Origin of the sequence: Winogradskyella sp. (assembly GCF_013213835.1) — a bacterium.
Classification (GTDB): Bacteria; Bacteroidota; Bacteroidia; order Flavobacteriales; family Flavobacteriaceae; genus Winogradskyella.
This window is the reverse complement of sequence record NZ_JABSSU010000015.1, coordinates 1-23,263: the sequence shown is the minus strand read 5'-3', so window position 1 is coordinate 23,263 and position 23,263 is coordinate 1. Positions and strand designations below refer to the sequence as shown.

The following is a 23,263-nucleotide window of genomic DNA, read 5'->3' as shown; positions in this document are numbered from 1 at the left end:
AAATCCTAACAGGTAACTGCTAGGATTCTTTATCTTTTAAACAATAATGTGTTGTTACATGTTATTAAGTGCATCCACTAATTGCGTCTTTTTATTTCTACTTAACGGAATTTCGTAGGCACCAACTTCAACGTTTTTACTATTGAAGCGATCGATTTTGTCCAAGTTCACGATATATGATTTGTGAATTCTTAAGAACTTGCCTTCTGGTAATTCTTTTTCAAAAGCTTTCATTGTTGATAATACAACTAAGCTGTTTTCTTCTGTTACAACTTTTACGTAATCACCTAAAGCTTCTATCCACTTAATGTCTTTGATGTATACCTTACGTTTTTTAAGGTTACTCTTTACAAAGATGTGTTCACCATCCGTTTCGTTAAAATCTAATTTTAATTTATGCTGTTCAATTGCTTTTTCTACAGCAGTATTGAAACGTTCTTTGGTAATTGGCTTTTGAAGATAATCGGTAGCGTCGTAATTAAATGCTTTAAAAGCATATTCGGTTTTACCGGTAACAAAAATAATTTGGGGTTTGTTGTTGAGTACATCTAAAAGTTCAAAACCGTTTAATACTGGCATCTCTATATCTAAAAAGATTAAATCTACCTTGTGCGTATTAAGACCGTTTTTAGTTTCTAATGCACTGCTGTATTCTGCTATAAGATTTAAAGACGAATGATTCTCAATTAATTTAACTATTGAGAGACGTTGGATCGCAGAATCATCAACAACTACACAGTTTAAAGTCATAACATTATATGTTTTATTAGGTTAAGATATCGACAATAGTACAATAATTTCGGTTAAAAAACAAATTTTATCGTTAAAGTGTTAATTTTAACATAGTAATTTTTTCAAATTTTATAAGCAATTTTACATTCAAAAACGTTGCCGGAATTAGAATTATTGCTTATTTTTGCACCCGTTTTAACAATAAACAAAACAATTTATTATGAATAATTACGAAACTGTTTTCATCTTAAATCCCGTTTTATCTGAAGATCAGATAAAGGAAACAGTAAAGAAATACGAAGATTTTCTTGTTTCTAAAGGTGCTAAGATGATTGCTAAAGAAGATTGGGGCTTAAAAAAGTTAGCTTATCCAATCCAAAACAAAAAGAGTGGTTTTTATCACTTATTTGAGTACCAAGTTGCTGGCGAAGTAATCGAAACTTTAGAATTAGAGTTTAGACGTGATGAGCGTTTTATGCGTTACTTAACTGTAAAATTAGACAAGCATGCAATTGCTTGGGCTGAGAAGAGAAGAGAAAGAAACAAACAAAAAGCTTAATTATGTCATCTATAGAACAACAAGCAAAAGGAAAAAAAGACGGAGAAATTAGATATTTAACTCCGCTTAACATAGAAACTACAAAAACTAAGAAGTACTGTCGTTTCAAAAAGTCTGGTATTAAGTATGTAGATTACAAAGATGCTGACTACTTATTAAACTTTGTGAACGAGCAAGGTAAATTATTACCAAGACGTTTAACAGGAACTTCATTAAAATATCAAAGAAAAGTATCTGTGGCTGTAAAAAGAGCTAGACATTTAGCTTTAATGCCATATGTTGCTGATTTATTAAAGTAAAATATCATAACAATGGAACTTATATTAAAACAAGACGTTGAAAATTTAGGATTTAAAGACGATATTGTAACAGTAAAGAACGGTTATGGTAGAAACTTTTTAATTCCTCAAGGACACGCTATCATGGCAACTCCTTCAGCAAAGAAAATGTTAGCAGAAACTTTAAAGCAACGTGCTTTTAAAGAGAAGAAGATTGTTGACGAAGCAAAAGCTGTTGCGGATGTGTTAGCTGGTTTAGAAATTAAGATTGCATCTAAAGTTGGTACAGGAGACAAATTATTTGGATCAGTAAACAATATTGATTTATCTGCAGCTTTACAAAAAGAAGGTCAAGAAATTGATAAGAAATTCATCAATGTAATTGGTGGTAATGTAAAGCGATTAGGTAAGTACAATGCTGTTGTAAGATTACACAGAGAAGTTACTGTAGACTTACCTTTTGAAGTAGTAGCTGAGAAATAATTCTTAAAAACTATAAATTTAAAAACCGTTTAGTTCTCTAAGCGGTTTTTTTATTGAAACTAATACTTATAAAGCAGTACAATGCGAATTCAAGTATTATTGTTGAAATATTCTCGCTGAAAAGCGGTATCCCAAATAAAAGATAATATCTAATGAAGCAATTTGTATTATTACTCGTATTTGTCTTTTCTTTTTTAGGTTGTAAAAACTTAGAAAGTAATACTGACATTGATAACAAATCAAAGCTGATTGAAGTTTTCAAAGCCTCCTCGTCAGATTATCCTAATATCAGTGTGCATCGCGGTGGAAAAGGACTTAAAAACTATCCTGAAAACTGTTTAGAAACGATTACATACGTAAACGATAGTATTACTGCTATTTACGAGATTGATATTGCTCAAACTAAAGATGGCCAGCTCATTTTAATGCATGATAATTCATTGGATAGAACCACAAATGGTTCAGGATTAGTTAAAAATAAAACTTATAATCAGATAAAAAGATTAAATCTTGTTGATGATTTTGGCAACAAAACGAACTTTAGAATTCCATTGTTTTCAGAGGTTTTAGAATGGAGTAGGGAAAACAATGTTTTACTTACCGTTGACATCAAACGCAGTGTCAGTCAGAAAGCTGTGATTGATGCGATAAAAAAAGCAAATGCGGAAGATGTTTGTATTATTATTACCTATGATGTAGCTCAAGCGCAGTCTGCTTATAACTTAAATCCTAACTTATTATTATCTGTTTCAGCTAGAAATCATAAGGAATTTGATAGGTTGCTAGAAACTAATATTCCAACAGAAAACATGTTAGCATTTACAGGTACACGTTTATCTAATGCATCACTTTATAAGCGACTTAAAGAAAAGAATATGCTTTGCATTCTTGGAACTTTAGGAAACTTAGATAGGCAAGCAGAAGCTAGAGGCGATAGTTTGTACAAGAATTGGTATAGTAAAGGTGTTAATATATTAGCAACCGATAGACCATTTGAAGCATTTAATGCTATAAATAAAAAAGAGATACTGAAAAAAATTCAGCTAAAATGAAATACGCAAGATTAACAAAAGAGCAGTTTGAAGAATTACACCAAGAGTTCATAAACTTTTTAGCTACACAATCTATAACTGCAGACGAATGGGAAGATATAAAGAAGAACAAACCAGAAGCGGCAGAGCAGGAGTTAGACGTTTTTAGTGATTTAGTTTGGTATGGAGTCCTTAACAAGGTTGAATATTTAGAACATATTTCACCAAATCAAATACACCTTTTTAAGTGTAAGGAGAAAGATATGCATCTTATTGCTTTGAAGTTGAAAGAAGATAAGGCAGATTTAACCACAAAAGAAGGTTTTCAGTGGTTAAGAGATAATTTATTGTCAGATGATATTGAGTTTTTTAATGCAAAAAAAGAGTACTCAGATGACAAGCATCGAGATATTTTTAAATTAGTTCAGCAAGGAGCAAATATCACTAAAGGAGAGTTGTTTAAGTACTTTGAAAATTTAATCAGACAAAAATAAAGTGCTCAATAAAGAAAGATAACTAGAACATATCATTTGTATGGTTATGGCCTTGTTGCTCTTTGTGTCTTTCCTCAAGACGATGTATAGGGTTCATTTCTCTGAATTTTTTGCGCAAAGGATCAAGTTGTTCGTATTCTTTATCAACCTCATCCAAGAATAAGTTTTTCAAAAAAGTCTTTATTTTAGTTAAGAGACGACTCAAGATTATTCGTATCTCAACGATTCCACAGGATCTAATCTTGCTGCTTTAGTTGCTGGATATAGACCAGAAATAATGGCAACAATAAACGCTATACTTGTGGCCCAAATCATGGCTGCCCATGGTGTAGAGAATTCTAGGTCGAAGCCTTTGGCAACACCATAGCCAATTAAAATTCCAAGGATAATGCCTAAAATTCCACCTAACTGACCTATAATTATGGTTTCAATAAAAAATTGAAAAGCAATCGTTTTACTTTTTGCACCTAGGGCTTTACGAACACCGATTTCGCGAGTACGCTCGCTAACAGAAACAAGCATAATATTCATCAAGGCTATAGTAGAACCAAATATGGTAATAATGCTGATAATCCATGCAGCCCAATACAAAGCTAAAGTATTATTAGCGGCTCTATTAATAAGGTCTTCACTTCGTTCTATACCAAAATTATTCTTTTCTACAGGATTTAGCCCACGTACATTTCTAAAAGTCACAATAGCGTCATCTTGTGCACCTTCAAGCATGTCTTTCTTGTCCACTTTAACACTAAGTCGATAATTGATATTAGGATTGGTGAAAATTGAGCGTGCTTTTTTTAAAGGTAAAACAGCCGTTAAATCTTGGTTATTTCCAAAAGTTGAACCTTTTCCTTTGATGGTTCCAATTACTTTAAATTTTGAACCTCTTATACTTATGGTTTTATCAATAGGGTTTTCATCTGGGAACAATGCCTTTTGTAAGTCTGCTCCAATGACACAAACTGCATTGTTGTTTTCTACATCTGCGAAGTTTAAGGCTCGACCTTTTTCTATTTCTAATCCTGAGTTTTCGATATAGTATTCGTTAGCACCAATTACAGATACCTCCGGATCTGTTTTTTTGTTTTCATACTTAACTTCTGAAGCAAAAGAACCATAGAATGACACCGCAACTTTGGTAAATGGAAAGTCATAATTATCAATGAAGTCCTTAACATTGCGGTAGCTTATGATTGGATTTATCTTTTGGCGTTCTCTACTACTTTGACGTTGTGCTCTAAACTCATAGCGTTGAAAGTTAAAGGTGTTTGCACCCATTGAAGAGAAGTTACTCGAAATAGTGTTTTCTAAGGCAGAAACACCGCTAAGTATACCAACCAATGCCATTATTCCTATGGCAATAATTAAAACTGTTAATATAGTACGAAGCAATTGCCCTTTAATAGAACCAAAAGCTATTTTAATATTTTCTTTAGCAAGTGAAAACATAGTAAAATTTAAAGTTGGTTGGTGTGTTTAAAACTATAAGACTATTTAAACACAATAAAGTTACTACAAAATTGAAATAACTTTCGATTGCCTCTGTTTTTTATAATATTTTTGTGAATTGTGAATTGATTTTTTCAAGATTCATAAGAAAGGCTAAGCTTGTCTAAGCCATTTAGAAGAATTGTTAATTATAATTGACTTCCGCTTTGGAGGAAGATAAATATGGCACAAAAACCGAGTATACCAAAAGGCACAAGAGATTTTAATGCAGTAGAAGTAGCAAAGCGTTCTTATATTATGGAAACCATAAAAGAACAATTTCAGCTCTATGGATTTCAGCCTATTGAAACCCCAAGTTTTGAGAATTCAGAAACCTTAATGGGTAAATATGGTGATGAAGGTGACCGTCTGATTTTTAAAATTCTAAATAGTGGTGACTATTTAAAAAAAATTAATGAGGATGATTATAATTTAAAATCTGAATCAGTAATGACTCCAAGGATTTCAGAAAAAGCCCTTAGATACGATTTAACAGTACCTTTTGCTCGTTATGTTGTACAACATCAGAATGACATAGCTTTTCCTTTTAAACGTTACCAAATACAACCAGTTTGGCGTGCAGATAGACCGCAAAAAGGTCGATTTAGAGAGTTTTACCAATGCGATGCAGATGTTGTAGGTTCTAAGTCCTTATTACAAGAAGTTGAGTTTATACAATTGTATGATGCGGTATTTACAGCTTTAAATCTAAAAGGTGTCACTATAAAAATCAATAACCGTAAAATACTATCTGGTATTGCTGAGGTTATTGGTGCGCAAGACAAACTAATAGATTTTACTGTTGCTTTAGATAAACTAGACAAGATAGGAGAAGAGAAAGTAAAAGAAGAGATGCGCAGTAAAGGCATTTCTGATGATGGTATTACGAAGCTTCAACCTTTATTTTCTTTAGGAGGTGATTTTGCTAACCAGATAGAAAGTCTAAAATCTATTTTAGGTAGTTCAGAAATAGGCTTAAAAGGCATTGAAGAATTAGAATTTATAGATACAGCCATTTCAAACTTAGGTTTAAAAACGGCAAACCTTCAATTAGATGTTACTTTAGCAAGAGGTCTTAATTACTATACAGGTGCTATTTTTGAAGTTTCTGCACCAGAAGGTGTGAAAATGGGTTCTATCGGTGGCGGCGGACGTTATGATGATTTAACAAGTATTTTTGGCAAGCCTGATACCAGTGGAGTAGGAATAAGCTTTGGATTAGACCGTATTTATTTAGTATTAGAGGAATTAAGTTTATTCCCTAAAACTATAGCTGATCCTACAAAAGTGCTCTTTATCAATTTTGGTGATAAGGAAGCTGTTGCATGTCTAAAAGCAGTGTCGAAGTTGCGAGAAGTTGGTGTTAAGGCGGAACTGTTTCCAGATGCTGCGAAGATGAAAAAGCAAATGAATTACGCTAACAAACGCGAAATTCCCTATGTGGTTTTGGTAGGTGAGCAAGAATTAGAGTCAGGATTGTTTGCTTTAAAAACCATGGAATCTGGGGAGCAACAAAAACTAGACTTAGAAGCATTGATTAAGTTTCTTAAATAATCGTTTGGATTGTTCAGAACTTATGAGAGAATAAAAAAAGCCCATCAATTCTTTGATGGGCTTTTTTCATATCGTTAAGTGACTACTTAATCACAATTTTTTTGGACACAACACCACGTTGTGTTTTGAGTTCAATAATATAAACGCCTGTGCTGAGACTTGGTGTGTCAAATTCATTATATGACTCTGTCCATAATCTTGCATTTTCATAAACAGATTGTCCATTTATGTTGTATAGATTTAATTGTTCTAATTCAATCATATCAGGGTTTAGTACAACTATTTTATTTCTGTGAGATGCATAGTATATTCGCATTTCATCAATATCTAAATCGTCCATAGATAAAGTTTCAGAAGCATTGTCAAAAGTGATTTCATATTTGTCTAAATGCTCACCAATAGTAATTGTTGTTTCAAAATCACTTACTCTAAGATCATGATACGAAGCATTGTAAATGTCATGTAAATAAATGTTTACTGTATCTGGTACATTTTCAAGTGCTTCTATTTCAATTTTAATTATACCATCTGTACTTGCTTTTATACCTAGTGGATATACAGTATTTATGTCTGCATTATTATTTGCTTGTATCGCAAATTTCTCACTATTAATTAACCAGAACATATCATCAGTTTGTCCTTCGTTTAATGGCGCATCATAAGCCCAATCCACTCCAGCCGTAGTGTTTTCGTCTATGGTTAATAATAACTGTCTCTGCAATTGTAAGGCATTACTACCTGTGAATCTAAACCTAAACTTCATTCTATCATCAACGTCTTCATCGTCAACTATTTCTGATGGACCTCTAAAGAAAACGGATGAGCTACCTTCTTTTTTAAAGATACGTTGGTCGTTTTCAAAGGTAATGGTACCCGAGCTTTCTCCTTTAACGAAGAAACCTTGCCCAACAGGAATGTATCTGCCAGGTGTTTTTGTACCTACACCAACTTGCGCCACATCTGGATGAGGTGCAGAAGCAGGTACTCCACCTGCTAAGTTATATCTGGCATAACCACCGCGATATTCTTGTAAATTATGAGATCCGCCACCCCAATGCTCCCATAATGCAATTGTACCAGTTAAATTAGGGTTATCATTTATAAATTCATTGGCATCAATTGCCGATGCATAAGGATTACCAATAAGGTAGTTATTGTCTGCGCTAAGAGGTAATGTGATAGTACCATTATTTGGCTTCCCAACATAGACATAGTTTTGGTCATCATCAATGGCACCTGTTCCCGGTCCTTTCATAGTATAACCTTCACCAGCGCTCATGTTGCCGTTACTTTTTGCATGTTGCCATGAGGAGTAGTCATTAGCTGGGTTATTGGCATATTTCCAAATCCAATAGTGCGCAATACCAATAGGCGAGGTGTCTGTACCGTTATAACCACTAGTTATCCAATTAATTGCTTGAGGATTATTTGGATCGCTTCCGTCTCTTAGAATAGAGCTAATAGTATAATCGTTATTATTTGTTGTACTATTTATAGTACCTACCGGAGAAGACCAATAATTATATGTAAATGTGTCTGATGTACCTTGTTGATCACGCTCGATTCTACCTTTACTCGAGACATCTAGAATACTATTCTCACCTTGAACAAGTTGTGATTCTCCTTCAAGATCAATAAACCCATCTAATTTTAAATACCATGACACATTTAATTCTGAATCATTTGTAACGTGAAACTCTATATGGTTTAAACTTGGGTCATTTTCCTCAACAATAAGACCTAGATGTTTTTGATCACCATCAAAAGTGATATCGTCATGGTTAATTTTTACAATAGACCACTCGTAAAAAATAGCATCAATACCGTAAACACCATCTTCAGGCTTGCTTAAGGCACTTTCTAAATCGGAATTTCCATAGTAAGACACAAATGGTATTGGTGCAGTTTCTTCAGTAATATTCTTGATGTTATAAAGTGTAGCACCTGAGCCTTCATCAATTGAAGGTGTAGTATAATCGTCTGTAATATTACCTTTGTATATATCTAATTTATAATATTTAATAAGATTAGACCATTGCAATGTTTCGATATCCAAAGGTATTTCTGAACCTCTAACGTAACCATTATCTTCAATTTTTTGATAGACCATTTTACTAACTTCATCAGAACTCAATGATTTATTAAATAAACGAATTTCGTCCAAAGTTCCTTTAAAGTAGTCATTGTTACTCGAAGGATCCTTTGCCATTGTAAACGGGCTAGAGTCTGTGTCTAGCAACCCGGTTCTTGAGCCACTTTCTACAACTTCACCGTTAATATATAGTTTGTAGACTTCTTCAGTTGCACTATATCCTATAGCAACATGTGTCCAGTGGTTTGTTGGTATCGCAGTATTATAATTGACAATTGTTCCACTTATATTAGCCTGAAGATTACCATTACTAAGTAATTTTAGGCTAAAATTGTCTTGCCCAAATAAGAAACGATCACCTGAGCCATCATTGTCAATTTTAATCCATCCCATTAATGTAATTTCTCCCCAATTATCAATAACTGATTCATCTTGAATGTAATCATTACGACCGTCAAAATGCACCTGAAGATTTACGTTAATATCTCTTGGTGATCCAAAACTATTGTCATTAGTATCAAACAGGTCTAAAATACCATCACCATCAGTGTCAACTGTATCGTCAATAATACCATCATTATTTTCATCATAATAATAGTATAGTGTATTTGAGATATCATAAGTGTCATTAGAGTTATTGTAAACATCAATATAATCTGGTGTACCGTCGTCATCAGAATCGGCAACATAATTGGTATGAGAAACACCTTGATTTTGGTTACCATAGGCTGTTTCAAATGTTGATCCATCTAAATAATCATAAATATCTAAAATACCATCAGCGAAGTATTCTACACTTCCATCAGAGTCGACATCTTTTTCTCTAACCGCATCAGAATCTTCACCATCACCTACGCCATCACCATCAATATCACCGTCACCATTTTGAAATGAAGTATTTATTGAATTACCTGCTCCTGATTCATCAACGTCAAAAATGGCATCGTTATCACTGTCTAAATCAATGTAGTTTGGTACACCATCATTGTCTGAATCTAATGGTGTTAGACCTTCATAAGCGTCATGCATTCCGTTACCATTATTGTCAGACCAATTATCTATTATACCCTTACCATTAGTCGTTGCTGTATAACCAGCTTCCACTGCGTCTGGTATACCGTCGTTATCACTATCTAAATCAAATACATTAGCAACATTGTCGCCATCTGTATCGCAAAGCGTCTGTGTAATTTGAATATCATCTATGGCAAGATCGTTTCCTAATCCACCGGTTTCGTTGTTATAGAAATACACATTAAATTCACTGACATTAAAGGTTAAATCTGCTGAAAAATTGTACCAGTCACCTTGTAAGTTTCCTGCTGCTGTTGGTGCAATTTCACCAGTTGTGATTGAAGCAAGAACGTTATCGTCTACGTCTCTAAACTCAACTAAAATATCTGGACGTAACCTTGAACCAATATTTGGAGCATCTGATCTGTCTAAATTTAATACCCAAAAACTATAGGTAATAGGTATGCCTGGTAAAGCACCTGTAATATTTGCTGTATAGAATATTCCGGGGTCGTATGACGCATTAAACATGGCCATTCTGCCATTTGTGTCGTCAGGTGTATGGTCTTCTCCTAAGTACCAATAAGTATCTGCCCAAGAGCCAACCTCTTCATTTGGTGTGTCGTTAACTCCATCACCATCAGCAGCTCTATAATACACGGTATATTCACCGTCATTTAAATCAATGCCGCCACTAGAACAACTTGAAGTACCATCTTCATAACAGTATGTTGTTACCGCGTCATAAGTTGTGTTTATAGTTGTTCTTTCACCAGTACCAAAAGTCTCGTTTAAAAATTTATAATTAACTTTTAGTGCGATATTTGTATTATCACAATCTAACTCTTCTTCACTATCTCTAATACCGTCATTGTCATCGTCAATATCAATATTATCTAAAACTCCGTCGCCATCACTATCAAAGAAGCTTGCAACTGCTGTAGCTTTTATAGTAAATTGGTAAGAAGAACCAGAAGTTGCATTGTTTGTTATAGTAACGTCAGATGTTTTTTCACCGAGTGTTGATGAGTTGAAAGCAATTTCAAAAGTTGTGGAGCCATTGGCTTCCACCGTATTATCATAAGCGTCACCAATAAATGAAAAATCTGTGGTGTTAGATAATGAAATATCAGATATTTCAAGATCTAAAGATCCGCTATTGTTAATTGTAAATACGCGCGAAATAGTTTGATTTGTATTTGCAGACCCAAGATCTGTATGGTCTGTTGGTGATGGTGTGGAGTCACCATATGATATTTCATTATCATTTCCAATTACCACAATTTCTGGTGCAGGTGCAGCTGATACTACTATGGTGTAATCTTCTACCTCACCATCAAAGTCTATTTCGCAATCATCAGGATAATCCCAGTATTTGGCAGAAACCCTCATACGTGTTGATCCTATTGCGGCATCCTCAGGGACAAGAACTGTAAGTGGTGATAAATCTGTAATACCATCTTCTACGTTTACTGCATAACCAAGATCGTAAGTTTCTCCATCGTCTTCAAAGTCATAGTCACCATTCCAATCTATCCAAACGTTTGTGTATACAATATAGTTTCCATCCGTATCTACGCTAACACTTAGGTCGTAACTAGACCCAGCTTCAACTGTAGTAGATTGAGAATTTGTAAAATCTTCATAACCTACATTTTTCTCACCATCATCGGAATGGTCTAAGGTATTAAATGTAACGTTGGTAATACTTGTTTGGTAATCTAAATTACCATAGGACTCGCAAAATTCACCCAAAACAGCGTTACCTTGTATAGAAAAGCTGTAACTGCTTTCGTCATTGTCGTCATTTGCAATGGTAACAGTAGCAGTTTTTAATCCATCGGATGTTGGATTAAATGCAATTGTAAAGTTAGTATTTGAGTTTGGATTGATACTATTAGATGGAGTAGTGGTTACACTAAACTCTCCTGAGTTGGCACCTGACAAACTAATGTAAGGAGAACTACCTGTAAGTGAAAGATTATTGTTAATACCAAGATTTTCTATGACAAAAGATCTGGATAAAGTTGATTCTACAGAAACATTACCAAAGTCTGTAAAGTCTAATAATATTGGTGAATTGTCTTGATTTAAGATGTTAAATCCATTACCAGTAATATTAATTTCAGAATTTGAAACCCCATCAGAAACAATTATTTCGTAGTCTTCTACCTCTCCATCAAAATTTGTAGCACAGAGCGTTGGGTCTGCTTCAAAATTAACTGCAATCCTCATACGAGTTGCACCTAATGTGGCATCAGAAGGAATCGTTATAGCAAAAGGTGATAAGTCAGTAGAACCATCGGATACATCATCTGCACTACCAAGGTCATAACTTTCTCCGTCGTCATTGAAGTCTAAATCTTGGTTCCAATCTATCCAAGCGAAAACATGTGCCGAATAATCACCATCTGTATCCACATTAACATTTAAGCTTCTTATTGTATTTCTATATACAGTAGTTGATTGAGTTGAAGTGAAGTCTTCATATCCAGAATCTTTTGGTGATCCATCAGAATGATCTATAGTATTGAATTTAACATTTGTAATTCCAGTATTCCATGTTGTATGTCCCCATGAAGTACAATACCCTTCAGAATTGACTCCTGAAAAATCTATAATTTGTATTTCATGAGACATACTATTACCGCTACGATGAGACCAATGAGCAGCTTCAGTATTAGAATTGAAATAATAATTACGCCATCCTCGACCATATGCTGTACCACCACCACTAGATATAGAGCTACCAACAATTATTGCTTGGTTAGTATTTGAAATATTGGCGGATGTGATATCTATCGTACTTTCATTAGATGCGTTTTCACTAGATTGAAATCTCGAAACGTTAAGGTTCGGATTGCTTAAAACATGAACAAAATGTCTATTAGTACCGTTAGAACCATGATTGGAGTGAAAGACCCAATCAACCTTATCAGTACTACCATTTGGTTCAAAAATTGGCCAATTATCTGCAATGGCCTGGTTAGCACCACTGGAGGTGTTGTCACCTCTGTGATGACCAAATATTATTGCATTACTCCATTGTGATACTGAGGTTGTAGTTCCTGTTCCATCAGAACCATCTTTTAGTGTAATATTGCCAGTGCTTGACGATACATTTCCTGAATCTCCATGTAGTACGGTCCAATTACTTCCTGTAAATTCTACAACAGTTATAAAAACTGTAACATTGTTTCCGTTACTACCTTTTTGAATTCTTAGTGTTGAAGCATCTTCTAAATAGGCTAAAGCTGTTCCAGAATCTGCTCCTTGACTAGAATCATCATTAAGAATACCCGTAATAAAAGGGATACATTTATTGGCATTAACAATACCACTAAGTGATTTTGTTGTAGAATTATTAGATCCATTTAAGGAGACTTGAAATCGTTCGCGAACAATCATTTCGTTAGGTCCGCCTTGTTCTCCTTTGTATTCCCAAATAGAGGAACTAAATCGAGTATCTGAATTCATAGAATTAGATTCTCTATAGTAAGAGATGGTGTTAACTGCAGTTAAAACATTGGCACCGGATAGATCATCACCATTTAGATTAGATCCGTTTCCTTCATCTCCAGCGCTAGATCTTCTGTTATTGTTTAAAAGAACAAATGCAGAATTGAGTGATGATACCTCAATAAAATTATTGGTTGTATCGCCCGAGTTGTCTACATCATTTTGAATATGCTGGATAAAAAAGTCTTGAGTTTGTCCATACAAATTATGGGATAATACGGTCAGAAGACTGAGGGCAAGTCCATAAAGGACAGTGGTATGTCTTTTCATATGAGGCTAAGATTAATAGTTATCGAGTTGGGGCTCGAGGGGCATAACTAATTAAATTATGGTGGAAATATAGGGAAAAATTTTAAAAAAACCCATAAAATGTAATATTTTATCGACGAAAAGCATAAAATATCATAAAATAGATTATAAAAAGAAAAAGTCCTGAAAAAAAAATCAGGACTTTTCGTTAAGATCTTTAAGTAATGGTGTAAAGGATTATTTGACTAAAACTTTTTTCGTTAATACAGCCCCTTTTGCGGTATTTAACTTAATTATATAAGTCCCAGAACTTAAATTCTCAACTTCATACTCAGAGTAGCCTCTCAAAAACTCAGAAGTATGTTTTATTGTTAACATAGATTGTCCTAAAATATTGTATAGTTCAATCGATTTTATGTTTTCTTTATGAGGGTTTAAAAGTACAATTTTTTCTTTATCATTTGAATATAAAATATCAATACTTTCAACAATTTCATCATCTATACCTAAACTTTCACCAGATTGACCAAATGTAATCTCAAATCTTTCTGTGTACTCGCCTGAGTTTAAGAAGATTTCATAATCATTTGCTCTAAGGTCGTGGTAAATGTTTAGTGTTTTGTCATGAACAAATATTTCTAAATCACTAGGCACATTTTCTAATGCATCGATTGAAATACGGTTTATACCATCTGCATCTGTTATAACACCAAGAGGGAAAATGGTATTCTCTTCGATTATATTACTAGCCTGAATAACAAAGTTCTCATTGCTTATGCGCCAGAACATGTCATCCATTTGAGTATCGTTAGTCGAAGCATCATAACCCCAGTCAATACCAGAAGTAGCGTTGTCGTCTATAGTTAATAACAATTGTCTATGAATTGTATTAATTGAATAGAATCCGAACCTTAACTTCATTCTATTATCAATTTCAGCACTTTCTGTAGCGTTTGTATACTCATCATTTCTAACAAATGTAGAAGATGCACCTTCTTTTACAAATACACGTTGACTATTATTAAAGTTAATCGTACCAGTGTTGTCTGCAGCTACAAAAAATCCTTGTCCTACTGGAATATAGCGTCCAGGAATTTTAGTAGGTGTTCCTCCTGTTGCAACATCAGGATCATTAGTTCCTAATGATGCTGCAGCTACTCCTCCAGAGAAGTTATAAGTCGCATAACCACCTTGGTATTCTTGAAGTATGTGTGATCCACCTCCCCAATGTTCCCAGAAGTATAACGTACCACTAAGTAATGCATTTGTTTCTGGACTTGTACCAGTATAATCTAATGTAGGTCCGTTGTCTTGAATAAACTTATCGGCATCAATAGCTGAAGCGTAAGGATTACCAACTAAATAATTGTTACCTGCACTAATAGTTAGATTAATATCAGCATTATTTGGTTTTCCAAGGAAAACATAATTTTGCTCAGTTGTTATAGAACCTGTTCCAGGTCCTTTCATTGTAAATCCTTCACCAGCATTTATGTTACCAGTTCTTCTTACATGTTGCCAAGAAGAATAGTCACCTATTGGATTATCTGCATATTTCCATATCCAGTAATCTGCAATAGTCACAGGTGTAGTAGCACTACCGTTGTATCCAGAATTTGTGAAGTTTACCGGATTAGTTCCATCGTACATAATATCCTGTACAGTATATCTGTAATTGTTTGTACCAAGATCAGTTTCTCCAACAGGTGCAGACCAGTAGTTGTAAGTAAAAGTGTCTGCCGTACCTTGTTGGTCTTTTTCTAAGGCTCCGTTACTTACTACAAGTAAATCACTATCTACTGTCTGAATTAATTGAGACTCTCCTTCAAGATCTATTTTTCCTTCTAGTCTCAAATAATGACTTACTGTTAATCCATAACCTGTGTCTAAGCTATTATCACCATCTACAGTTAACTCATTAGCATCTACATAAAGTCCGAGTACGGTTCTATTATCTTGATTACCGGCAGGTAGACTAGAATTGTCTAATGTAATATTATGCGATGTTCTAACGATGTTCCAATCTACAGTTACCGCCGAATCAACAATAGAAGCGGATCCAGGAACTGTTAACATAGAACCATTAGTCCATGTAGTATTAGTATCCCAATCTCCATTCTGGTTTGAAGCATATGGTAGTGGTGCGGTCTGGTGATCTACAGTATCTAGATTTCTTAAAGCTCCTTGTTTGCCATTTCCTGAGGCGTCATCTGTATTTGTATAAGTGAATACAGACATCGGATAGTAACCTGCTAAATCAGACCATGGGATGGCATTGATATCATTTTTTGTGATTGAACTAGGTAATTCTGTACCCATAACTTGGCCAGCATTATCTACAATTTCTTGATTCATTATATATCTTAATTGGTCTACAGTTAATGCCGTATCCCAAACACGAACTTCGTCAATATTTCCTCTAAAGAATTGAGAAATTGTTCCTTTACCAGCAGCAGCGATTAAAAATGACTCGTTAGTATGTAATGGTGCTAATCTCGACGCTATATTGTCTAATACACCATCAATATATAAAGAGATATCTGATCCATCATATATGGCTGAAACATGGTGCCATTGGTCATCAGGTATTCTTGTGTTTGAGATTAAACTTTGATCACCACCATTTTTCCATATAATTTCAATAGAATTATTATTTAAAATTCTAAAATCTAAACCTTGAGTGAAACTTGCATCTCTTTTAGAGAGAATAGATTTTGTACCACTATCTGCACCATCTCTTTTTATCCAAGCTGATAATGTGAAGTTTGTCGTTTCTATATCTAATCTATCTTCAATATCGATATAATCATCAGTGCCATCAAAATAAACAGAGCGTTCTACTATAACTTGTGGTGCATAACCGAAGGTTATGAATTTAGTTCCGTCAAAGTCGTAGTCAGTTTCTAGGTTTCCGCTACCATCTGAAGTCATAACTTGGTAATCTGCGGTTGGGTCGAACACATTAGTATCTGAAATGAACATTAAATAGCTTCCAGGAGGTGTTATATTTCTAATGGCATTTTGAGGAATTCTAACTTTAACACTCGGTACATCTCCACCAGTTTCTACGAACTTCCAAATACGTTGCATACCTGTAAATGTTACCGGTGTTGAAACACCTGAAATTCCGCTACTCATATCAACGTTAATTGTTGAAGATGCTAAATCTAAATCAGCTCCATTATTTCCCCAAACTAAGAATTCTTTATCATTAAACGTAACCGCATTGGTGTTTTTATTAATAGTATTAGTATCATATATATCGCCTAAGCCTATTGTTAGAATTCCTTCTATACGACCTGTGCCATCCGCTGCATCGTTAACGCTTCTTGATTGCTTTTGATTTAATTCAGAAATATCATCTCTTCCTATACCGGCAATGTCGTAATTATATCCAGTATTCGCTGATTCATCCCAAATAACTGTACCATCACTATCAACGTAATCTTGCGAGGTACCGTTTACACCTAGAGTAATACCATACTTAATGGCTAGGTAAGATTGAATTCTATTTCTCGATTGTGTTAAATCACCATCATTATTGACTGAAGAAAAAGTTATGATTTCTGCAATTCTCCCATCAAAACTCCCATTCCAATATTGACTTCTCCCTAACCAATATTTTGTGTTGGTAACTGTAGAAAAATCAGCGGCATCATTTGTAATATCTCCAATGGATATACCATTTAGATATAATTCCATATCTGTCACGGTGCTGTTATGTCTAATATTGATAATCCCAATTTGGTTGTAATTGATGCTGCTAGAAGTTGAGCCTCTACCAAACCCTGTGGGTGGTGACCCTGTTTGAGAAGTTCCAAGACAATACCCGAAATATTCATCAGTAAATCTTTGGCTATATGCACCATATCCAAAACCGGTTACATCCTCTGCTTGGAAATCGTTAACAGTTGGGTCAGAACTTGTAAAGGTATCTAGAGGTATCATTGTTGTTGTAATAGTTGGATCTGGCATTATTACAACATACATATCTGCACTATTAAATCCACCAGTACCTGTTAATTCATCTCTACTACCGTCGTTAATAATGTATGTCATATCACTATTGGCGGTATTGTTGTTATTTTCAAATTCAATTACTGGATTAAAATTGAAGTTATTGGTAGTATTATCTCTATAAACTGGTTCTAATCCAGATACCATAGTTTCTGCATGATTTCCTTTGCCATTATCAAACCATGAGTTTACTGCACTCCCATCGGCATTTTCATTAATACCATCAACCATATCAGCTTTTAACCATAAGTCTAAATCGCTCGTTGCACCACCAGGACCTTCAGATGGCGAACAATATGAGGTACCGTTAATGGTAATATTGTCTATGTAAACTTCGTCGTCATTTGCATCACCATTACAACGTATTCTAAATTTTGAAATTGCAGAAGCAGGAAAGCTGTAGTCTGTACTCTTTAATGTCACAATTCTACCATAGAATATTACCGTTGTTGATGTCTCAAAATCAGCATTTTTATGCACTATCTGGCCACTTTCAAAATTTTGAACGATTGCCCAAGTAACTCCATTATCGCTACTGTATTCTATTGTAAATTCTTCAAATGAATCTTTTGTTGCACCAGTATATGCGGAATCCATACTGTTTGGTGAAAAGAAAAATTTGAAATCAACTTTTTCATAATTAGATAGGTCAAATGACGGTGAATCAAAAGAAGTAGTTGAACCTACAGCATCGCCGTTTCTAATTTGTAGACTGTAACTTCCATTATATGACCATGTGGTATTATTTACCCTGTTTGCATTTACACCACCTGATGTCCAGCCATCTAATCCTGTTTCAAAATCAGCAGTATGAACAACCGATGAACCACATGGTGGCGGCACAAAACCAGTACCTTGGATATTAAAATTATATGGGTTTTCGTCAGAATCGTCATTTGCAATGGTAACTGTAGCTGTTCTTAAACCAAGTGCACTAGGATCAAACGTAATTACAAATGCCGAAGAACTGTAAGCCGCAATGGAATTTGATGGAGCAGAGGTTATAGTAAAGTCTGCCGCATGCGCACCACCAATAGTTATGTATGGTGAGCTACCTGTTAAATTAAGGACACCACCACCAAGATTTTCTATAATAAATGTGTTTGGATTTGTCCCTCCTGTTATATTAACATTACCAAAGTCTGTATTGTCAGTAAAAGTAGGTGTTATATCACCATCTGTAATGCTTATGCTATTTCCTGTGATGTTGATTTCAGGATCAGTAGATGCAGGAATAATATTAACTGTATAATCTTCAACTTCACCATAATTTGGGTTATTGCACGGATCTGTAACTAAAATGGCATCATCCATTATAACGCGCATTCTTGTATTACCTAATACAGCTCCAACAGGAATAGTAAAAGTTCCTGTTTGCGGTGAAACTGTATCTGGACCTACTTGCATAATTATTTCAGATGCATCAAATGAATAATCTTGATTAAAATCTATCCATACTGATACACCTTCTGTATAAAGTGTTGAAAGCCATACAGGTGTTACGGAAATTGTGTTGCCAGTAGAACCTTGTATTAAATCAGCTGGTGTTAAGGCAGTGAAATCTGAGTAACCTGTTGATGTACTACCACCGCTTGAAGTGTTACTTGTAGAATTTACAGTAACATTACCAATCCATTCGAAACTATCATCTGTTGCTATTGCTGTACAATAAGATGGCGTTACTCCAGCACCTTGTATACTAAAATTAAAAGGACTTTCATCACTGTCATCGTTTGCAATTGTTACCGTAGCTGTTCTTAAACCAACCGCACTTGGATCAAAGGTAATGTCAAAGCTTGTGCTGCCAGATGCTGCAACTGTCACAGAAGGATTAGCAGTTACAGTAAAGTCAGCGGCATGTGAACCACCGATTGTTATAGATCCAAGGTTCAATATGAGGTTACCCGTATTTTGAATAGTGAATGTATGTACTTCCTGAGTACTTAATGTACTAATACTACCAAAATCAGTGTCATCTGTCAAACTAGGTGTTGTGTCACCATCCGATATATTCGTTGAATTTCCGACAAGGTTAATTTCTGGTTCTACTATTGAATTCAAAGCTGATAGATCTACAATTTGTAATTCGTGGCTCATTACATTTCCGCTTCTTGCACACCAGTGTGCTGCTTGCGTAGTAGAATTTAAATAATAATTTCTCCAACCTCTTGGATATGCGGTTCCACCACCACTAGTAGTTGATGTACCAACAATTAGAGCCTGATTGATATTTGAAAGACCAGCTGATGAAATGTTAATTGTTGTTTCTCCAGCTGAGTTGCTAGTGTTTTGAAATCTTGTTACATTTAAATCTGAATTATTTAATACATGGACAAAATGTCTATTATTTCCATTAGAATCATGATTAGCATGAAAGGTCCAATCAACGCTTTGGTTATTAAAACCAGGATCAGTAGTAGGCCAATTGTCAGCAATAGCATCATTGACGGCATTTTGATTATTATCTCCTCTATGCTGTGTAAAAATTACAGCTTCACCCCAATTACTTACATTCGTCGCTGACCCGGTACCATCAGAATTGGCTCTTAAGGTAATCGTTCCTGTGTCGGCAGACGAACTTCCTGAATCCCCATGAAGCACAGTCCAATTACTCCCTGTAAATTCTACGACCGTTATATAAACAGTCACGGTATTTGCGTTGGTACCTTTTTCGACTCTTAATGTCGAAGCGTTTTCTAAATATGCTATTGCTGTGCCAGAATCGGCACCTCGACTATTTCTATTTGTTATAATACCAGTAATGAAAGGAATACATTTATTTACATTGGTAATGCCCGATATTACTTGAGTTACACTATTTGTGCTACCATTTAAGCTTACCGCATAACGACCTCTTACAATCATTTCGTTTGGTCCCCCAGGTGTTCCTGTATACTCCCAGATAGAACCATTAAATCTTGTATTTGATCCTGTTGAGCCACTTTGTCTGTAATAACTTAAAGTATTTACGCCAGTTAAAACTCTGGCACCGGAGAGGTCATCTGCCGGTAGGGTTGAACCATTACCATTTATACCAGCACTTACTTTTCTATTATTATTGGCTAGAACAAATGCATTATTTAATGTCGAGACAGCTGTAAAACTTGTGTTTGAACCACCAGTATTACCGATATCATCTTGTACATGCTGTACATTAAAATCTTGCGAAAATGAGTGTGCAGAAATTAGGGAAACACACAACATTACTAGGCAGTCCCTTAGGACTGAATTGTAGGTTTTCATATAAGCGGTTTTTTAGTTTGGGACTAAAATTATATGGCGAATATAGTAATTATATTCTATGAATGGTTAAAAAAATCGATGAAATGCATTTTATATTTTTAAAACTTTGGAAATCAGCAATTTAAATTTTAATTAATTGTTCTAGATTTTCGTGAGAGGCAAATTAATTTATGTTATTCGTGTTATTATGTGTTAAATATTTGATTTTTAGGAATTAACAAAAGTTCATTTAGAATAACTCAACCAATCTGATCTATTTGAGATAAAATTACCTGATAGTAGGTATTTTATGGTCAAGTTTTAGTTTCTAGGTTTTTATCCTTAATTCTCAAGGTTTGATTATAAGTTAAGATATCGTAAGTACGATTTAGATAGAAGTAGAAAGCGTGATATAAGATTTAACAACTAAAAAGTCCAGTACTTTCGTACTAGACTTTTGCTGCTGTAGCGAGATCGAGATTTGAACTCGAGACCTCCGGGTTATGAATTTACACTGTGAAAATTAACATATTGATTCACAGTGTTTTGACTAACATGAAAAACTTAATTTATAATTAAACTATGTTCGTTTTATGTTCACTTAATTGATGTTACAAATATACTAAATCTTTCATTATCAAACACATTTGGTTTTGGTTGCTATCTTAGATTTTTGGTCAAATTAAATCATATTTGTATGGAAATCACTTATTAGGTGTGATGTATTCCCTTATCAATTACTGTTCAACTAATACTAATTTTAAATTTTGTTATAGAATTAGTATTTTGATAAGTTACTACGTCATAAATAAGGATAAATCATTTACAAGGCTCATTGAAAAGCTTGGAAGTGAAAATTCACAAGGTCTTCTTTTTTTAGGTCAATCTAGTGACCACGATGAAGCCATGAATGATGTATTAAAAACTAAACCAGATATTGTTTTCATTAATCTACAAGATGAAGAATTCATTGAGCCGTTCCAGTTTGTAAAAGAAGCACAAAACCTATTAGACTTCCTTCCAAGTTTCGTAGCCTTTGCAGATACCAAGACGTATGCTTATGATGCCATTAAAAATGGATTTGTAGATTATTTTGTGACACCGATTACTGAACTTGAGATTAGAAAATTTACACTCAAGTTTAAAAAAAAAATGAAATATGATTCTAAGCGTATTTTATGCTTAAAATCATATAATGATTTTCAGTATTTAAAAGCTGAAGACATCCTTTATTTAAAGGCAGATAACAACACTACTGATTTTTACATAAAAAATGGCGAGATAGTTAGTGCGTTTAAAACTTTAAAGGTATTTGAAAATCAACTTCCTAATAACTTTCTCAGAATACATAAGAGTTATATAATAAATCAAAATTATGTTAGTCGAATTAACTACGGAAAACAGAGGTTTTCTCTTTTTAACGTTGATAAAAAGATCCCTTTTACTAAAACATATCTACAGAACATTGATCATATTAAGGATTCGATGAAGAGTTTATCTCTGGTTCATTTAAATTAAAAATCCTCTTAAAATAATGTCATTCACTATTACAATAGATGCTTTCACTCAATAGCAATCAAATCTCTTCATATTAGATTTTTGCCGACATAAATTTGTTACAGCAAGAAGCTTCTTCATAATAGATCTGATAAAATTCTCAGGTCAATAAGGCTCTGAAAAACAGGGCTAATTCATTGTATAACATTTTAAAAAATTTAATTATGAAGAATGCTGTAAAGATTCTATCACTAGCACTATTATTCAATTTTTTCACATCTTGCACTGTTGAAGACATAAGCGATGATAATACACTTGAAAACACTACACAAACGGGCACTTCTGATTCTGAAACAGGAGAAGAAGATGAAAATGGTTCAGATGGGGGGAAAGGTTGATGCAAAATAAATATATCCTTAAAAAAGCTCTTAATTAAAGTAAGAGCTTTTATTTTTGTGATATGGGGTTACTTAAGAAATCGACTTTAAATTTCACTTTTTTTCTATGTGTTTTTCTTATAATTTCTTGTACTGATAATCAAATAAGAAGTTCGACAGAGAATTATTCAAGATTGAGCAATCCAGAACTAAAGAATCTTTTGGATTTGGCTTATAAAAGTTATAATGAAAATGATTCTATTTTATTCAGAACCAGAAATAAGTATGCATTCGATAGATCTATAGAATTTCAGGATACTCTGGCCATGGCTGAAGTGCATTGGCACTATGGTTTATTTTTCAGTAAAATGGAAATTTTAGATTCAGCATATTACCATTATTTTCGGGCACTCAATTACTATGAACTTAAAAACCACGAGTATTATAAGGCCAAAATGTTTTATAATTTAGGTTTCATTCAATCAAGATTAAAAGATTATTTAGGTGCGGAGGAGAATTTATTTAAGGCAATATTAGTTTATAAAAATCTTAATAAAAACGAGCAACTATATTTTTGTTATAGATTATTAGGTTCAATTTTCAGAGAGAAAAATGAATTAGAAAGAGCACTTGAGTATCATCTTAAAGCATTTAATG

Annotated in this window: 13 protein-coding genes; 9 read left to right on the top strand and 4 right to left on the bottom strand. The window is 34.1% G+C overall.

Annotated elements, in window-relative coordinates:
- Positions 1–54: 54 nt before the first annotated feature.
- Positions 55–750: a LytTR family DNA-binding domain-containing protein gene (locus tag HRU50_RS15600; protein ID WP_076620930.1), complete on the bottom strand. Its 696-nt coding sequence runs from the start codon at positions 748–750 to the stop codon at positions 55–57.
- A gap of 202 nt (positions 751–952) precedes the next feature.
- On the opposite strand from HRU50_RS15600, the gene rpsF reads away from it, so the two are divergent.
- The 5 genes from rpsF (at position 953) to HRU50_RS15575 (ending at position 3,577) form a co-directional block, all read left to right on the top strand.
- On the top strand, positions 953–1,291 hold the full coding sequence (gene rpsF / locus HRU50_RS15595) for a 30S ribosomal protein S6 (RefSeq protein WP_296352175.1): 339 nt from the start codon (positions 953–955) through the stop codon (positions 1,289–1,291).
- Positions 1,291–1,590 carry a 30S ribosomal protein S18 gene (gene rpsR / locus HRU50_RS15590; RefSeq protein ID WP_296352224.1) on the top strand — a complete coding sequence of 100 codons (300 nt, stop codon included), beginning with the start codon at positions 1,291–1,293 and terminating at the stop codon, positions 1,588–1,590. The genes rpsF and rpsR overlap by 1 nt, the downstream gene beginning before the upstream one ends.
- Positions 1,591–1,602: 12 nt before the next feature.
- Positions 1,603–2,052 carry a 50S ribosomal protein L9 gene (gene rplI / locus HRU50_RS15585; protein ID WP_296352173.1) on the top strand — a complete coding sequence of 150 codons (450 nt, stop codon included), beginning with the start codon at positions 1,603–1,605 and terminating at the stop codon, positions 2,050–2,052.
- 152 nt (positions 2,053–2,204) lie between these two features.
- Positions 2,205–3,104, top strand: a complete 900-nt coding sequence (locus HRU50_RS15580) for a glycerophosphodiester phosphodiesterase family protein (RefSeq protein WP_296352171.1) — start codon at positions 2,205–2,207, stop codon at positions 3,102–3,104.
- Positions 3,101–3,577: a DUF6495 family protein gene (locus HRU50_RS15575; protein WP_296352169.1), complete on the top strand. Its 477-nt coding sequence runs from the start codon at positions 3,101–3,103 to the stop codon at positions 3,575–3,577. The genes HRU50_RS15580 and HRU50_RS15575 overlap by 4 nt, the downstream gene beginning before the upstream one ends.
- Positions 3,578–3,784: 207 nt before the next feature.
- Here HRU50_RS15575 and HRU50_RS15570 read toward each other — a convergent pair whose 3' ends face one another.
- On the bottom strand, positions 3,785–5,026 hold the full coding sequence (locus HRU50_RS15570; protein WP_296352167.1) for an ABC transporter permease: 1,242 nt from the start codon (positions 5,024–5,026) through the stop codon (positions 3,785–3,787).
- A gap of 222 nt (positions 5,027–5,248) precedes the next feature.
- Between HRU50_RS15570 and hisS the strand changes: the two genes are divergently transcribed.
- Positions 5,249–6,619: a histidine--tRNA ligase gene (hisS, locus tag HRU50_RS15565; RefSeq protein WP_296352165.1), complete on the top strand. Its 1,371-nt coding sequence runs from the start codon at positions 5,249–5,251 to the stop codon at positions 6,617–6,619.
- A gap of 82 nt (positions 6,620–6,701) precedes the next feature.
- Here the strand turns inward: hisS and HRU50_RS15560 are convergent, their stop codons facing one another.
- Both HRU50_RS15560 and HRU50_RS15555 read right to left on the bottom strand, forming a co-directional pair.
- Positions 6,702–13,514, bottom strand: coding sequence for a choice-of-anchor D domain-containing protein (locus HRU50_RS15560; protein WP_296352164.1), 6,813 nt, complete (start codon positions 13,512–13,514; stop codon positions 6,702–6,704).
- 216 nt (positions 13,515–13,730) lie between these two features.
- Positions 13,731–20,753, bottom strand: a complete 7,023-nt coding sequence (locus HRU50_RS15555; protein ID WP_296352162.1) for a choice-of-anchor D domain-containing protein — start codon at positions 20,751–20,753, stop codon at positions 13,731–13,733.
- Positions 20,754–21,518: 765 nt separating this feature from the next.
- On the opposite strand from HRU50_RS15555, the gene HRU50_RS15550 reads away from it, so the two are divergent.
- The 3 genes from HRU50_RS15550 to HRU50_RS15540 all read left to right on the top strand — a co-directional run.
- Complete coding sequence (locus HRU50_RS15550; protein WP_296352160.1) at positions 21,519–22,250, top strand: LytTR family DNA-binding domain-containing protein; 732 nt, start codon at positions 21,519–21,521, stop codon at positions 22,248–22,250.
- 203 nt (positions 22,251–22,453) lie between these two features.
- Complete coding sequence (locus HRU50_RS15545; RefSeq protein ID WP_296352158.1) at positions 22,454–22,627, top strand: hypothetical protein; 174 nt, start codon at positions 22,454–22,456, stop codon at positions 22,625–22,627.
- Between the two features lie 173 nt (positions 22,628–22,800).
- Positions 22,801–23,263 (top strand): hypothetical protein (locus HRU50_RS15540; RefSeq protein ID WP_296352156.1); only part of this gene is annotated, 463 nt, incomplete at its 3' end.